Source organism: Rhizobium phaseoli (assembly GCF_003985125.1).
Taxonomy (GTDB): domain Bacteria; phylum Pseudomonadota; class Alphaproteobacteria; order Rhizobiales; family Rhizobiaceae; genus Rhizobium; species Rhizobium phaseoli.
In genome coordinates, this window is sequence record NZ_ML133567.1 from 378,141 (window position 1) to 394,032 (window position 15,892).

The window sequence follows — 15,892 nt, forward strand, 5'->3', positions numbered from 1 at the left end:
GCAAAAGTCCCCAGCGGTTTTGCGGCAACGACATGCTGCAACACAGAACCTAAAGCGCCAGGACCGAATCTGAGAAAACGCGACGCGCTTTAGAGATCAGAGAAATTTCTCTTTCCAGAGCCTCAACTTTTCCAGCGACACGCCGATGCCGCCGCAGACTTCGATCAGCGGATTGTCGAAGCGGGCCAGCAGCCCGGCATGCACATCGGCAACGGCAAGGGCAGCACCGCAGGCCGGCTCGACCAGGATGCGCTGTGCATCGGCAAATTTCAGACAGGCGGCAACGGCGTCGGCGTCGCTGACGAGAACGCTTTCGATCGGATGCCGTTTCGGCAGGTCGAAGACATGCGGGGCCACCTGCCGCGCGCCGAGCGATGTGGCGATCGAGGTGATTGCGGGCAGGGCGATGCGCTCATTTGCCTTGAGGCTCTCATGCAGCGAAGCTGCCCCTTCGGTTTCGACGGCAATCACAGGCACGTCGGGCAGCCCGTTTCGCTTCAGCCCCTCGACAATGCCGGCAAGCAGCCCGCCGCCGCCGACGCTGGTGACGACACAGTCAAATTTCGCACCCTTCGCCACCACTTCGTCGATCAGCGTCGCATGGCCATCCCACAGAAGCGGATGGTCGAAAGGATGCACATAACTTGCCTTGCGGCTGCCGGCGAGTTCGACCGCGTGGGCATTGGCTTCGTCGAAAACGGCTCCGTGCACGAGGACATTGGCGCCGGTTGCGGCAATCGTCTGCCGGACATCGGCCGCCGTCGTCTCCGGAACGACGATCGTGACCGGCACGCCGAGCGCCCGGCCGGCATAGGCCGCGGCAATACCGGCATTGCCGCCGGAAGCACAGAAGATCTCGCGCGCGCCATTGTCCACCTCGTGCCGGCAAAGCCGGCCGACGCCGCGCAGCTTGAAGCTGCCGGAGGGCTGCAGTGCATCGAGCTTCAGCCAGAGCGGCTTGCCGCTGGCGCTGTAATCAGGCGCTGTTCGAGCCAGAGGCGTGTCGAGATGAAGAGGCGCTGAAGGCATGGAAACATTCCGGAAATAAATGCTGGAGCCTACCGTTCTATTCCAGTTGAAGGGGTCGGAGCAACCGTCGGGGCTGAGAGCGAAGCGTACCGATTCACCCGTTCTCTCGCTTGAAATGCCCATTTCCGGGGTCTAAGAAGCCGCAGCTTGTTTTTCCAGGAGGGCTCCATGACAGCGCGCAATCTTTTCCTGCTGCCGGGTGACGGCATCGGTCCCGAGGCGATGGGCGAGGTCCGCAAGATCATCGCCTATATGAACGAGGCGATGAATGCCGGTTTCGTCACCGACGAAGGCCTCGTCGGCGGCTCCGCCTATGATGCCCATGGCGCGGCGATCTCGGAAGCCGACATGCAGAAGGCACTTGCCGCCGATGCCGTTCTGTTCGGCGCCGTCGGCGGCCCGAAATGGGATAGCGTGCCTTATGAGGTGCGCCCGGAAGCCGGTCTGCTTCGCCTGCGCAAGGATCTGCAGCTCTTTGCCAACCTGCGCCCCGCCATCTGCTATCCGGCCCTGGCCTCAGCCTCGTCGCTGAAGCCGGAACTGGTTGAAGGACTCGATATCCTGATCATCCGCGAGTTGACCGGCGGCGTCTATTTCGGCGAGCCGAAGGAAATCATCGATCTCGGCAACGGCCAGAAGCGCGGCATCGACACGCAGGTCTACGATACCTACGAGATCGAACGCATCGCCGGTGTCGCCTTCGAAATGGCCCGCACGCGCCAGAACCGCGTCTGCTCCATGGAAAAGCGCAACGTCATGAAGTCGGGCGTGCTCTGGAACCAAGTGGTGACCGAGACGCACAAGGCGAAATATTCCGACGTCCAGCTCGAACATATGCTCGCCGATGCCGGCGGCATGCAGCTGGTGCGACAGCCGAAGCAGTTCGACGTGATCGTCACCGACAATCTGTTCGGCGACATGCTCTCCGACGTCGCCGCCATGCTGACCGGCTCGCTCGGCATGCTGCCGTCGGCCTCGCTCGGCGCGCCGGACGGCAAGACCGGCAAGCGCAAGGCGCTCTACGAGCCGGTGCATGGCTCGGCCCCCGATATTGCCGGCAAGGGCATCGCCAATCCGATCGCCATGATCGCCTCCTTCGCCATGTGCCTGCGTTACTCCTTCAATCTGGTCAAGGAAGCCGACGACCTGGAAAAGGCCATCGCCAACGTGCTCGACAAGGGCATCCGCACCGGCGACATCATGGCCGAAGGCGCAAGGCAGGTCGGCACCGTCGAGATGGGCGATGCGATCCTTGCCGAGTTCAAGACGCTTTCCGCCTGATATATTTCACGTGAAACAGTACCGGCCCTCCGCATTCCATGCGGAGGGCCTTTTTATCTGAGGTCGGCGGCCGCACCGCTTGGTCGAATTCTCCGAACCGGACTATCCTCGGCCACAATCTCGTGTATTTTTGCGCCGGATTTCACGAGCGCACGACCGAGAACTGGCATCGATTTTCGGCCATGCACATTCGAACGGACGATGGAATGCGGGCATTTTGGGCTTCCCTGGACAGGCGCTGGCGCCGCAACGGCGTCGGCATGCCGCCTTTGCGCTGGCAGGCCTGCCTCTTCATCACGCTCAATGCCGTGATCCTTTCCATGCTGCTCTTCGATGCGCCGATCGGCGCCAGCGAATTTCCCGCGCCGGTGAAACAGCTCGGCCAGACTCTGACCGGTTTCGGCGATTCCGCCTGGCTTATCTACACCAGCATCCTGCTCTTCTTTCAGGGCAGGGCCGGCTACAAACTTTTGAAGACGGCACGCTCCAGGGCTCAGGCGCTCTATGTCAGCTGGATCGGCGCCTATCTCTTCACCACCGTGGTCCTCTCAGGTCTCCTCGCCAATCTGCTGAAGCGGGCGATCGGCAGGGCGCGTCCCGATCATTTCCACGATTTGGGCATGTTTTCCTTCACGCCTTTTTCAGGCCATGCCGCTTTCGAAAGTTTTCCCTCCGGCCATTCCACCACGGTTGGCGCCTTCTTCGCCGCCTCCGCCCTGCTGCTCCCGCGTTACCGCGTCCTGTTCATCGCCTGCGCCGTCTGGCTCGGCATGACGCGCGTCATGGTCGGCGCCCATTATCCGAGCGATGTCATCGCCGGTCTTGCGTTCGGCGGCTGGTTCTCGTTGCTGACGGCGATCGTCTATGCCCGTTGCGGCCTGCTCTTCAAGCTGGCGCCGGACGGCTGGCCGATCGCAAAACGGCTTTTCCCTGACATGGAAAAGCCCGGCGCCTTGTGAGCGCCGGGCTGTTTATTCAAGCGTCTCACCTGCGGCGGATCAATCCATCGCGTGGATATCCCTGTTCTTCGTTTCCGGCAGGAAGATCAGGCCGATCACCAGGGTGATCGCCGCAAAGACGATCGGATACCAGAGACCGTAATAGATATCGCCTGCCGCAGCGCTCATCGCAAAGGCCGTCGCCGGCAGCAATCCGCCGAACCAGCCGTTGCCGATGTGATAGGGCAGCGACATGCCGGTGTAGCGGATGCGGGTCGGGAAGAGCTCGACCAGCAGTGCCGCGATCGGGCCATAGACCATCGTCACATAGATCACCAGGACGAACAGGATGGCGATCGTACCGATCCAGTTGACGCGGGCCGGGTCGGCAACCATGGCGAAGGTGCCGCCGTTGGCGATGTTGTAGACCGCCATGTCGGTGACGCCATTGGCCTCATCCGCCGTCAGCAGCTTGCCTTCGACCAGCTTGGCTGCCGGCATGGTTTCCTTCTCGCCGGCGCGCACGGCCTCGGCATTGAGCGCCAGTTCCGGATTGGCGGCGATAAAGGCATCGAGCTTGGCATCCGGCACCTTGGCGACGCCGCGCTTCAGCGGGTAGCCGGCATCGTGAAGAGCGATGTTGATGCTCTTTTCGAAGGCGGCGGTCATGCCCTTCGCTTTGTCGCCCGCAGCAGCGGCGTCGAAGCTCGAAACCGTCGCGTTACCGACTTTCACCGTCGCCGGCTGTCCGGCGGGGCCGGGCACGACGTCATAAGGCACCGAGTTCTTGGTCAGGAACGCCGTCGCCACGTCGCAGGAGCTGGTGAATTTCGCCGTGCCCGTCGGGTTGAACTGGAACTTGCAGTCCGCCGGATCGGCCGTGACCGTTGCGCGGATCGAGGCCTGCGCTTCGGCAAGTGCCGGGTTTGCCGTCCAGGTCATCGCCTTGAACAGCGGATTATAGGTCACCGCCGCGATGAGAAGGCCCGCCATGATGATCGGCTTGCGGCCGATCCTATCGGAGAGGCCGCCGAAGATGACGAAGAATGGCGTGCCGAGGAAGAGCGCAATAGCGACCATGACATTGGCCGAGAAGAGGTCGACCTTCAGCACGTTCTGCAGGAAGAACAGCGCATAGAACTGGCCGCCATACCAGACGACCGCCTGGCCCATGGTGGCGCCGAGCAGCGCGATGAGTGCGATCTTGGCGTTCTTCCACTGCCCGAACGCTTCGGTCAGCGGCGCCTTGGAGCCCTTGCCTTCTGCCTTCATGCGCTGGAACGCCGGCGATTCGTTCATCTTCAGGCGAATCCAGACCGAAATACCGAGCAGCACGACCGACACCAGGAACGGGATGCGCCAGCCCCAGGCAGCGAATTGCACCGGCCCCATCAGCGACTGAACCAGGATGATGACGATCAGCGACAGGAACAGGCCGAGCGTTGCCGTCGTCTGAATCCAGGAGGTGAAATAGCCGCGCCGGCCGTTCGGCGCATGTTCGGCGACATAGGTTGCCGCACCGCCATATTCACCACCGAGCGCCAATCCCTGCAGCAGGCGCAGACCGATCAGGATGATCGGAGCGGCGATGCCGATGCTGGCGGCTCCCGGCAGGATACCAACGAGGAAGGTCGACATGCCCATGATCAGGATCGTCACCAGGAAGGTGTATTTGCGGCCGACGAGATCACCGAGACGACCGAACACCAGCGCACCGAAGGGACGCACCAGAAAGCCGGCGGCAAAGGCGAGCAGCGTGAAGATGTTGCGCGTCGCCTCGGGATATTGGGTGAAGTAGGTCGCGCCGATATAGGTGGCGAGCGAACCGTAGAGATAGAAATCATACCATTCGAAAACGGTGCCGAGCGAAGAGGCGAAGATGACCTTCTTCTCCTCGCCGGTCATCGGACCGGCCTTCGCGCCGTCGATGCTTGCGACATTTGCCATTGTCTGTCCTCCACAGAGTGATGAGCAACGCGCGCGGCCTGCTCTCCTCAAGCATACCCCTGGCCGCGACACGCCTGACGAGAGTGTGCCAGAAACGGCAGATCAAAAAGAGGGATGCTTTGGGATTATGACTTTAGTCTAATGACGGCAGGCTTTGTCTTGCCGGTCCGGCTGCCGGCCGGCCCCTCTTCCGGCAATAGAATTTCAGAGGGTCTTCAGGCCGTGACGGTGGAACTGCTAGGCTCTCAGCGCCTGGGCCGGCGATTGCCGATAGGCAAGCACCGCCGGCAATGCGGCGAGAATGGCGGCAAAGGCAAGCAGCACGGCCGCAAGTCCAGCATCTTCGCCGGAAAATCCGACCGGCATGGCGATGCCGCTCGTCTCGGAGAATAGGCCGGACAAGATCAGCGCTGCAGCAAAACCGAGTGCGAATCCAAGTGCGATGCCGACCGCCACCAGGAAAAAGAATTCCAGGAAGACGATGCCGAAGATCGCTCCGCGCGGCGCGCCGAAAGCTCTGAGCGCGCCGATTTGGCGGCGGCGCTGGCCGATGTGGATGACCGTGACGAGCACCAGCGAGGCTGCGACGAGCGCTTGCGCGCCGGAAGCGACCGCCACGAGAATCTGCTTGGCGTCGCCGAGCGTGGCATAGAGATTGGTCAGCACTTCGCCGGGAAAGACGGCGACAGTATTGCCGCTGCGGTAGTCCTGTCGGAGCTTATAGGCGGCGGCGATCGTCTTCGGCTTGACGAGAATGGCCGGAAGGCCCGGCGTATCTGCCGTCCAGGTCTCGTTGAGCGCGGCATCCGGGTCGAGCTTGCCGTGATGCTCGTGCTCGTCGTGATCGACGCCGTCCCGAGCGTGATCGTGCCCGGCCGCCTCGGCGCCCTCCGAACGCTCATTCGCCTCCAGCCCGTGAATATGCCAGACGGCCTGGATGGGAACGAGAATGGCCCGGTCCCAGGCCGTGCCCGTCGGCCGCAGGCGGCCGGCGACATGATAGACGAGTTCGGTATGGGTCTCGCCCCCTTCTTCGGCCGAACCATGCATCGGCTTGATTTCATCGCCGAGCGAGAGCCTGACCGCGGAGCCGATCACCGCCTCTCCCTCATGCGCGAAAACCTTGCCCTCGGCAAAGCCGCCGGACAATTTGTCTGCCAGCATCACCGTCGTGCCGACGATCGGATAGCCGGAGAAAGAATCGCCGAAGCCGATCGGCGCCGCCCAATCGACACGCGGATCGGCGGCAAGCCTGGCCAGCACCTCGCCCGGCATCAGCGGCAGGGGCGAGGGCTGCAGGAAAACGGAGGACAGCACGAGTTGCGTCTCGCTGCCGCCGGCGCCGATGACAAGGTCGAACTTGTCGGCGGCGCGCGCGCTGCCGAGCCGAAGCGCCCGCTCCTGCAGGACGACGGAAACGCCGAGCGCGGTCGCAAGCGCCACCAGCAGCACGACGACCAGCGATCCCGCCCAGAGGCGGCGAAGATCGGCAAGGATGAAGCGGATCATGCAGCTTCCCCCGCCGTCGCAGCGGAATCCTCTTTGATCCGGCCGGAGCCGAAGATGATGCGCCGGTCGAGGCGGCCCGCGAGGCGCTGATCGTGCGAAACGATGATCAGCGTGCTGCCTTCGGCAACGGCAAGATCGAGGATGAGATCGCCCACAGCCTCGCCGCTTTCGGCGTCCAGACTTGCGGTCGGCTCGTCGGCGATGATGACGCCGGGTTTGCGCAGCAGCGCACGGGCGATCGCCACGCGCTGCATTTCGCCACGCGACATGGTCTCGATCGTCTGGCCGGGGCGGGACAGGCCGACCGTGTTCAAAAGCGAATGCGCCCGCTCGATGAGAGCGGCCGTGGCGGCGCCGGCAAGCCGGGCGGGCAGGAGCACGTTTTCAAGTGCCGACAGGCCCGAGAAAAGATGAAACTCCTGCATCACCAGGCCGATATTGGCGGCGCGGAACCGGTCGCGCCGGCTTTCCGAAAAAGCGGCGATATCCTCGCCGTTCCAGCGGATGCGGCCCCGGCGCGTCCGCTCCAGGCCGGCAACGATATTGACGAAGGTGCTCTTCCCGGAGCCGGACGCCCCGGTGATCGCGACCCTGCTGCCGGCATCGATCGACAGGCGGCCGATCGCCAGCGCCGGCGAGGCGAGACCCGGGAAGGTAACGTCAAGGTTTTCGATATCGAGCGCGAGCATGTCGGATTCACACGGCGAAATATTCGGCCTGGCGGATGCGCAGCAGGCTGACGAAGCCGGTTTCCGGATCCGTCCAGGAACCATATTCCAGCGTGCCGCGCACTTCGATCGTTTGGCGCGGCTGAACGAAGGTCTGCTTTTCGCCGAGATAGACGACGACGATATTGTCGGGCCAGTCCGCGTCCGAGGAGCAGAAGGGGCAGAGCGACATCGGCACTTCGGTGAGCACGAAGAACTGCGCCTCGGCCTTGAGGGGTGGCGCCATAAAACCCCTCATACTGATTTCCCGGCCGGCAAGACGCTTCACCTTGTCGGAGAATTCGAGGCCGAGCACGCCGAATTTGCCGTAGAGTTCGTCGAAGCTCAGCGAAGCGTCGGCGGCGCGAGCGATCGAAGCGGCGAAGGGAAGCGCAACGGCAGCGCCGATCAGCCGGCGGCGGCTGAGATGCAGCGAAGTTAATATGTCCATGGCGACCTCCGGGAAACAAATCCCAGCCGCTGAACGGCCGGGACCATGATCGACAAAAGACGCAAGGCCGGCAAGCGGTCTTGCGGGATCGGCCAGAGCATGATGCCGAAAAGTGTGAGCGGTTTTCGGACAACATCATGCTCTATTTTTTTGATTAGATGCGGATTCAGATTTTAGGCCGATCCGGCCTAAGATCATCCGCATCTAGAGATTAGTTCGTCTGCTTGGCGCCGAGAGCGAAGGTGTCGGCAAGCACGCGATAGACATCGCTCTGTTCCATGTAGCCATGGAAGCCTTCAGCGCCCGGGCCGGCCGATTGCAGAACGACGTCGTCGACGGCGTGGACGCCGCTCTCGCTGCTCTTCGGGAGATTACCCTGAACGAAGACCGCGCCGGGAACATCCTTATACTGCTCGTTGGCGACATATTCCTTCTTCTCGTTCTGTACGGCCGGAACGAACGGACCGTCGAGCTTCGGGCGGAAGGTCTCGTAATGATCCGGGCCGTTATTGGCGGCGAGGAAGAGGCGGCGGCTGACATCGACCTTATCGGGGTAACCGTCGCCGTTTTCGTCCTTGTAGTTCGGGAAGCCGGCTTCGGCATAGGTCCCGACCTTTTCGCGCATTTCCGTGCCGGGCTTCTCGTCATCGACGGTGCCGATGATGGAGACGCCGTGCGTGTGGTCGCCTGTGACGACGATCAGCGTATCCGGATGCGCCTTCTGGAATTCACGGGCAACGCCGATCGCCTGGTCGAATTCGATGGTTTCAAAGACGGCGCGATCCCAATCGAGCGGATGCGACATCTTGTCGATCGAGGAACCTTCGACCATCAGGAAGAAACCATCCGGATTCTTCGCGAGGCGCTCGAGCGCAACCTTGGTCATGTCGACGAGACCCGGCTGGTTCGGGAACTTGTCGACGGTGCCTTTCTTCAGGAATTCGCGATCGAGCGTGACGTCCATGTTGCCGGTGTGGAAGAGGCCGAGCAGATTGCCATCAACCGATGCATTGGCGGCAAGCTCGTTCTTGTCGGTCGCAAGTTTGTAGCCGGCATCCTGGAACAGCTTGATGTAATCCTGGTTGTCCTTGCGCTTGGAACCGGCGACTTCCTTGCCGAGGAAATAGGCCGAGCCGCCGCCGAGCAGGACTTCCGGCTTGACCTCGAGCAGCATGCCGACCACGTCCGCCTTGTCGTTGCGGTTGCGGGTGTGAGAGACAACGGCAGCCGGCGTGGCGTCCTCGACTTCAGCCGTCGCGACGATGCCGATCGACTTCTTGGTCATGCGGCGAACGGCTTCTGCAATGGTTTCGACGCGCGGATCATCGAGCGAGGCCGGCGTGCGGTCCGCATAAACGCCGAGCGCGTTGACGGCCGTCTTGTGGCCCGTCATGTAGGCCGACATGGTGTTGGCCGAGTCCGTGGCAACGGCGTTCGTCGACGACACGCCGATGAAGGCCATATGATCGAGATCGTCCATGTTCAGACGGCCATTCGCTTTGCCTTCGGTCATGCCCTTGGACATGATGCGGGCGGCAGTGCGATGGGCGACGGAAAGGCCGTCGCCGAGCAGGAAGATGATGTTCTTGGCCTTGGGCTGGCCGGCGGTTTCGTAAACGTTCCAGGTGACGGACTTCGTTGCGTCACCGGCAGCGACCTCGACCTTGTAGGCGCCGGGAGCGGAAATCTTCAGGCCGCGCAGCAGCAGAGCGGAACCGAGGGGCTTGTCTTCCTTGCCCTTTTCCAATTCGATGAACTGCGCTTCGCCACCGAGGACGGTCTTGTAATCCTGGCCGTTGACGGTGATCTTCACGTCTTCCGGCTTAACCTGCTTGTCGAGCTCGACCTTGAAGTCGAACGGCGAGCCGGCGAGGATCGTCGCGCGATCAAGCGGGTAGACCGTCGTCGCCTGAGCGGCGCCGGCGAGAATGGTGGTGGCCGCAAAGGCGGCGAGAAGCATACGCATGGAAAACCCCCGTTTTCGGTGCAGATATTAACAACCGAGCCGGGATACCCCCGGGTGATGACAGCGGCATGACAAAACGCCGCAGGACGACATCGCTCCTTCCGCCTGCGAGCGCCGACGCAAAAACCTTGACTCCTGTGGAAAACCTTCTAAGAGCAACAGCGGAAAAGGAATCTCCATGGTTCACGACGAACACGCCATTGCCGCATGCAATGACCGGGCACGAGTTGCCGGGGTGGATATTGCCGTTCCGGTTTCTGCCAAAACCAAGGCCAAAACGACGACGAAAACCGTCTGACGTCTCTGGCCTGCCGCTCTCTCCCCGGCTCGGCTGGGGACAGGAAGACGCGATCCGTCGCGCCTTTCCCCCTCACCGGACAAGAGGAGAGAAGAGAAAGAGAGCTTGAGAAATGGGTTTCAAAGTAGCAGTTGCGGGAGCGACCGGAAATGTCGGTCGGGAGATGCTCAACATCCTCTCCGAACGAGGCTTTCCCGCCGATGAGGTCGTGGCACTCGCCTCGGCACGTTCGCAGGGCACCGAGGTGTCGTTCGGTGACCGGACATTGAAGGTCTCCAATTTGGAGAACTACGATTTCTCCGACACCGACATCTGCCTGATGTCGGCCGGCGGCGAGGTTTCCAAGAAGTTTTCGCCGAAGATCGGCCAGCAGGGCTGCGTCGTCATCGACAATTCCTCGGCCTGGCGCTACGACGCCGACGTGCCGCTGATCGTGCCGGAAGTGAACCCGGATGCCATCAGCCAGTTCACCAAGCGCAACATCATCGCCAATCCGAACTGCTCGACCGCCCAGCTGGTAGTGGCGCTGAAGCCGCTGCATGACTTCGCCAAGATCAAGCGCGTCGTCGTCTCGACCTACCAGTCGGTCTCCGGCGCCGGCAAGGACGGCATGGACGAACTCTTCAACCAGACCCGCGCCGTCTTCGTCGCCGATCCGATCGAGAACAAGAAGTTCACCAAGCGCATCGCCTTCAACGTCATCCCGCACATCGACAGCTTCATGGAAGATGGCTACACCAAGGAAGAGTGGAAGGTGCTGGCCGAGACCAAGAAGATGCTCGACCCGAAGATCAAGGTGACCTGCACCGCGGTGCGCGTACCTGTTTTCATCGGCCATTCGGAATCGGTCAACATCGAATTCGAAAACGAAATCACCGCCGACCAGGCCCGCGACATCCTGCGCGATGCACCGGGCTGCCTCGTCATCGACAAGCGCGAGAACGGCGGCTACATCACGCCCTACGAATCCGCCGGCGAGGACGCGACCTATATTTCGCGCATCCGCGAGGATGCGACGGTCGAAAACGGCCTCAATATGTGGGTGGTTTCCGACAACCTGCGCAAGGGCGCGGCGCTGAACGCCATTCAGATCGCCGAGCTGCTGGTCAATCGTGGCCTGGTCAAGCCGCGCAAGCAGGCCGCCTGATACCATTTGTAAACCATAAGCTGTTAAAGCCCCTGCTCGATGAGCGGGGCTTTTCCAAGCAAATACAGCTGTGTAAGCGTTCGCTAAAAGGTGATCGTGACAAAATCGCGGGTGACTGGCATTCTCTTGCCCGCCTAAAAGCTATGCAGATCGAGAGCGGGGTTTCTCAATGCGCATGACAAAGTTGTTTCTGGCGGCCGCTGCGGCAATCGGCGTCCTCCATGCGGTTCCGGCGTTCGCGCAAGGACCGCAATGTGGCAATACCAGTGCCGGCTTCGACGCCTGGGTCGCCGATTTCAAACAGACGGCAGCCGCGAACGGCGTCAGCCAGTCGGTGCTCAACCGTGCCTTCGCCAACGTTAACTACAACAAGCCGACGATTGCCGCCGACCGCGGCCAGAAAAGCTTCAAGCTGTCCTTCGACGCCTTCATGCAGAAGCGCGGTGGTGCCGCCGTCATTTCCCGCGGCCGTTCGATGAAGGCGGCCAACCAGGCGCTTTTTGCCTCGATCGAGCGTCGCTTCGGCGTTCCCGCCGGCCCGCTGATCGCCATCTGGGGCATGGAGACCGGTTTTGGCAGCTATATGGGTAATCAGCACACGCTGTCGGCTGTTTCGACCCTTGCCTATGACTGCCGTCGTTCGGATTATTTCACCGACCAGCTCTATGCCGCGCTCCAGCTCGTCTCCGAAGGTTATCTGAGCCCGCAGGCCAAGGGCGCCGCCCATGGTGAAATCGGCCAGACGCAGTTCCTGCCGAGGAACGTCGTGCGGTTCGGCGCCGACGGCGATGGTGACGGTCGTGTCGACATGGTCGGTTCCCGCGCCGATGCGCTGGCCTCGACCGCCAATTTTCTCAAGGGCCATGGCTGGCGGGCCGGCGCCGGCTATCAGCCGGGAGAGCCGAATTTCGTTGCCATCCAGGGCTGGAACGCTGCCAGCGTCTATCAGCAGGCGATTGCCTATATCGGCCAGCAGATCGACGGCGGCAGATAAGCCTGCATAGACAACGGCCCAGCGAAACGCCGCTGCAATATGCGGCGTTTTTCATAGGCGGGAATCGAAACCACCGCCAGAAGCCGCCTTGCGGCGCTCCTCCTGCGGCGGAGCCGGGACGACCGGCCCCGAAACGACGCAGTTGCGGCCGGAGGCCTTGGCGGCGTAAAGCGCCAGATCTGCGCGTTTGACAAGATCCTCGAAGTTCCGGCTTGCGCCGTCGTTTGCCCGGCCGGCACATCCGAAACTCGCCGTGACCTTGAGCCGCTCGCCGCTCGGTAAAGCGATTTCCGCCAGCTCGATCGCCAGCCGCACTCGCTCGGCGACGACTGCAGCGTCGTCTGGCGTCGAATCCGGCAGAAGCGCCAGGAACTCCTCGCCGCCGTGACGCACCAGCAAATCGAAGGAACGGAAATTCTCGCGCGCGACGCCCGCGACATGGCGAAGCACGGCGTCGCCGGCGTCATGACCGTTGAGATCGTTGATCTTCTTGAAATGATCGAGATCGAACAGCACGACGGATATCCAGCGCGATCCGTGTTCGGCCTGGGTAAGAAGCGCCGACGCGGCGACCTCGAAGCCGCGCCTGTTGTACAGGCCGGTCAAGAGGTCGGTCTGGGCAGCGTTGCGCAACTCCCCTACCAGCGCCTCGCGATCTTGCGTCAGCCGGTCGATCAGGCGCAGACCGCGTGCCGCCAGCACCAACACCAAAGTGGCGAGGATCAGCAGACCAGCACACAGCGCCAGAATCCGCGTCAGGTGCAGGTGCGAACGCGTCGAAAAGTTCTCGCCGGTGTCATGAATGTCTCTGGCGGCCTCGATCATCTTCTGCTGCAGGAAACTCATGCGCTCGTTCTGCGCCGCGGCCCAGACGTCATGTACTGCGCGCGTCGGCCGCGATCCGGCGAGGATCGCATCGGTGATGGCATTCGCCTTCACCTGGCTGCTGCGACCGAGATAGCTGACGATATCGCGCTCGATCGGCGTCGCGGAGTGGAAGACCATGTGATCCATGCCCTCGCCGATCATCACTTTTCCCTGCACGAACAACTCCACCGGAAATCTGGCCAAAGGGCCGCGGTCGAGGTAACGGGTGCCGATGCCGGTGATCAGCCTTTCGCCGTAGTAGGTCAGCATGATGCCCATCAGCTGGTTCGATTTCTCGAGCAGCACAGGATCGTTGATCAGCGGGGAGAGAGCATCGACGACGGCAAGCTGCTTGAGGGCCGCGTACCAATAGATGGAACCCGGATCGCTGCCGTTATTATATCGGCCTTGGTCGACCGCACTTCGGGCGGCGACGATGCGGCTATAGGCGAGGCTGAGAGCAGATAATTCGTCGACGAGCCCTTCGTCGAGCACATTGCGGGCAGGCAGGCTGGCATAGAAGGCCCGACGTTCGTCATCGAGTGTCGCCCGGCTTCGCTGCATGTCGATTACAGTCCGGCTGCTGGGATAAGCCAGATATTCGCGCGTGGCACCAATTTCGCTGAGGATCTCGGTTGCGGCGATGGACCCACCGCGGGCAAGCACGTCAGCGAATTGTCGGTCTTTCTCGAGGTTCCTGTATTGCGTCAGCGAAGTCCGGATGACGACGACGCCTTCGATCAGCATGAACACGAAGGGCAGCATGATAGCCGCCAGGATAACCTTTTTGATGGTTTCGAACTTCATCGCCAATCGCCACGGTGATCAAGACGTCGGTCGTGCGCGACCAATTCCGGCAGCTTAACAACAATCCTTAAAAAACTGATAAACCCGTCGGTCCTCAGATCTCGGGACGAATGAAGTCACGCGTCTCGGCGTCCATAACCCAGAGTTCACCCGTCGATATGTCGAACCAGGCGCCGTGGAGATGAAGATCTCCCGCTTCCTCTTGCGCCTTGATATTGGGAAAGCTTCTGAGATTGTCGATCGAGTTGCGGATAGAAACACGTTCCAGCGCCGTCTGCCGCTCGGCCGCCGTCATCACGTCATTGCTCTGGATCTGCTCGGCGGCCGGCTTGACCAGCGACATCCACCGGCCGATGAAATCGCCCGGTGACAATGGCTCGGCATTGGGATCGAGTGCGGCACGGATGCCGCCGCAGCGGCCGTGACCCATCACGACGATATCCGTGACCTTCAGTGCCTGTACCGCAAATTCAAGCGCCGCCGATGTCGAATGGAAGTGACCGTCCGGCTCGTAGGGCGGCACCATATTGGCGACGTTGCGGATAACGAACAGCTCGCCCGGACCGGCATCGAAAATCAGCTCGGGAGCCGCACGTGAATCCGAACAGGCAATCACCAACGTGCTCGGGCTCTGGCCGTTTTCGGCGAGTTGCCGATACCGGTCGCGGGCATCGGCATAACGCCCGTTCATAAAGTTGCGATAACCGTCCAGAAGGGTGTTTGGAAAACGCTGCATGCTTCTGGATTAGCGCGGGCCGAAGACAAGATCAACTGCTGCACCGCAAAATGAGCATCCTGGTAGATGCATCATTTTTTCCGTCGCTGCGCCGGATGCACGAGCCGGCGCATCTGCACCATGGCCATCGGCGTCGAAAGACTGGACGCGTCGCTTGCCAGCATCAACTCGTTGCTGCCGCGCTTGACGGCTCGCGCCAGCACTTCGAACACGCTGGCAGTGGCAAGCTGCAAGGCCTTTTCATCCTCGAGGCCGAACAGCAGGCGCGACAGGAAAACCGCAGCCAGCAGGTCGCCGAGACCATTCGGCGGATTGTCGACGACGCGGTGCTCGGCAAGAAGCGCGTGACGGCCGGAAAGGTAGAGGTTGCCGGTGCCACCCGCCATCATCGGCACCGCCGAGGTGACGAGCATGCGCGACGGCCCGAGCGCCAGCGCCGCCTCCATGATCGCACTGTTGTCGTCGAGCGCTGCTCCCGACAGCCAGGCGAGCTCGTAGCGGTTCGGCGTCGCCACCGAGGCGAGCGGGATGAGATGGTCACGAATGGCCTCGGCAGTGGCTTCCGGCACGTAGAGGCCACCGAGGTCACCCATCACGGGATCGCAGACATAGAGCAGTTCGGGATTGTTTTGCCGGAGCGCAGCGATCAGCCGGGCGACGGAGCGCGCCTGGGCGGCATTGCCGAAATAGCCTGAAAGCACAGCTCGGACTTCACCAATCCAGGGCGCACGGATCAGATCGTCGATCGCCGCGTCGAAATCGGCTTCAGCAAATGTCAGCCGCGTCGAACGGCCATGGCCGGGATGCCAAGGCAGAACGATGGTCGGCAGCGCCCAGACCGGATGGCCGAGCGTCTCCAGCGCAAAAACCGCCGCCCGGTTGCCGACCGAGCCACGCACGACATGGCTGGAGATGACGATGACTGCGCCCGCTGCATTTTCCGACATGGTATCAAGGTCCGCATGATGATGGCGTTTGATGATATTTTTGACGCCACGCTGTCAACCATTCTTCATGCGGGCATGGAAATGTGCGGCGGTAGAAAAAACGAAAACAGGTCCGTCTACGTTGGTTTTGGCTACGAAATCGGAAAAATCTCCGACAATTTCCCATTTCCGGCGTCAAAAAAGCACCAAAACCATCCCGCTGGTCCCTATTTTAGAGATTTTTTCGAAGAGTCTTCTGCTAGCTTGCAGAAAATCAGTCCATAGCGGG

The 15,892-nt window shown here is 61.7% G+C and carries 15 protein-coding genes; 6 read left to right on the top strand and 9 right to left on the bottom strand.

The window, feature by feature from the left end:
- Positions 1–96: 96 nt before the first annotated feature.
- Entirely contained in the window at positions 97–1,029 is a 933-nt protein-coding gene (locus EFD56_RS07405; protein WP_037115952.1) for a pyridoxal-phosphate dependent enzyme, read from the bottom strand.
- Positions 1,030–1,197: 168 nt separating this feature from the next.
- On the opposite strand from EFD56_RS07405, the gene leuB reads away from it, so the two are divergent.
- A complete protein-coding gene (gene leuB, locus EFD56_RS07410) occupies positions 1,198–2,310 on the top strand; it encodes a 3-isopropylmalate dehydrogenase (RefSeq protein ID WP_010024973.1) in 1,113 nt (370 codons plus the stop codon).
- Between the two features lie 206 nt (positions 2,311–2,516).
- Positions 2,517–3,269, top strand: a complete 753-nt coding sequence (gene lpxE / locus EFD56_RS07415) for a lipid A 1-phosphatase LpxE (protein WP_184330876.1) — start codon at positions 2,517–2,519, stop codon at positions 3,267–3,269.
- Positions 3,270–3,308: 39 nt separating this feature from the next.
- On the opposite strand, the gene EFD56_RS07420 is transcribed toward lpxE, so the two are convergent.
- The 5 genes from EFD56_RS07420 to EFD56_RS07440 form a co-directional block, all read right to left on the bottom strand.
- Complete coding sequence (locus EFD56_RS07420) at positions 3,309–5,195, bottom strand: MFS transporter (RefSeq protein ID WP_085743517.1); 1,887 nt, start codon at positions 5,193–5,195, stop codon at positions 3,309–3,311.
- Between the two features lie 237 nt (positions 5,196–5,432).
- Positions 5,433–6,704 carry an ABC transporter permease gene (locus tag EFD56_RS07425; protein ID WP_085743518.1) on the bottom strand — a complete coding sequence of 424 codons (1,272 nt, stop codon included), beginning with the start codon at positions 6,702–6,704 and terminating at the stop codon, positions 5,433–5,435.
- Complete coding sequence (locus tag EFD56_RS07430) at positions 6,701–7,393, bottom strand: ABC transporter ATP-binding protein (RefSeq protein ID WP_010002209.1); 693 nt, start codon at positions 7,391–7,393, stop codon at positions 6,701–6,703. The genes EFD56_RS07425 and EFD56_RS07430 overlap by 4 nt, the downstream gene beginning before the upstream one ends.
- A gap of 7 nt (positions 7,394–7,400) precedes the next feature.
- Positions 7,401–7,862: a hypothetical protein gene (locus tag EFD56_RS07435; protein WP_085743519.1), complete on the bottom strand. Its 462-nt coding sequence runs from the start codon at positions 7,860–7,862 to the stop codon at positions 7,401–7,403.
- A gap of 211 nt (positions 7,863–8,073) precedes the next feature.
- Entirely contained in the window at positions 8,074–9,828 is a 1,755-nt protein-coding gene (locus EFD56_RS07440) for an alkaline phosphatase (protein ID WP_085743520.1), read from the bottom strand.
- Positions 9,829–9,919: 91 nt separating this feature from the next.
- On the opposite strand from EFD56_RS07440, the gene EFD56_RS07445 reads away from it, so the two are divergent.
- The 3 genes from EFD56_RS07445 (at position 9,920) to EFD56_RS07455 (ending at position 12,267) form a co-directional block, all read left to right on the top strand.
- Positions 9,920–10,126, top strand: a complete 207-nt coding sequence (locus tag EFD56_RS07445; protein ID WP_064828762.1) for a hypothetical protein — start codon at positions 9,920–9,922, stop codon at positions 10,124–10,126.
- A gap of 112 nt (positions 10,127–10,238) precedes the next feature.
- Positions 10,239–11,273, top strand: a complete 1,035-nt coding sequence (locus tag EFD56_RS07450; protein ID WP_012485662.1) for an aspartate-semialdehyde dehydrogenase — start codon at positions 10,239–10,241, stop codon at positions 11,271–11,273.
- Positions 11,274–11,442: 169 nt separating this feature from the next.
- Positions 11,443–12,267, top strand: a complete 825-nt coding sequence (locus EFD56_RS07455) for a lytic murein transglycosylase (RefSeq protein ID WP_126905002.1) — start codon at positions 11,443–11,445, stop codon at positions 12,265–12,267.
- Positions 12,268–12,318: 51 nt separating this feature from the next.
- On the opposite strand, the gene EFD56_RS07460 is transcribed toward EFD56_RS07455, so the two are convergent.
- The 3 genes from EFD56_RS07460 to pdxY form a co-directional block, all read right to left on the bottom strand.
- On the bottom strand, positions 12,319–13,941 hold the full coding sequence (locus EFD56_RS07460; protein WP_085743521.1) for a GGDEF domain-containing protein: 1,623 nt from the start codon (positions 13,939–13,941) through the stop codon (positions 12,319–12,321).
- 94 nt (positions 13,942–14,035) lie between these two features.
- Entirely contained in the window at positions 14,036–14,677 is a 642-nt protein-coding gene (locus tag EFD56_RS07465) for a carbonic anhydrase (protein ID WP_010009019.1), read from the bottom strand.
- Positions 14,678–14,748: 71 nt separating this feature from the next.
- The gene (gene pdxY / locus EFD56_RS07470) at positions 14,749–15,624 is read right to left on the bottom strand and encodes a pyridoxal kinase PdxY (protein WP_085743522.1); all 876 of its coding nucleotides are present in this window, start codon (positions 15,622–15,624) and stop codon (positions 14,749–14,751) included.
- 15 nt (positions 15,625–15,639) lie between these two features.
- Here pdxY and EFD56_RS07475 point away from each other — a divergent pair, with 15 nt between their 5' ends.
- On the top strand, positions 15,640–15,888 hold the full coding sequence (locus EFD56_RS07475; protein ID WP_012485664.1) for a hypothetical protein: 249 nt from the start codon (positions 15,640–15,642) through the stop codon (positions 15,886–15,888).
- The last annotated feature ends 4 nt before the right edge of the window (positions 15,889–15,892 follow it).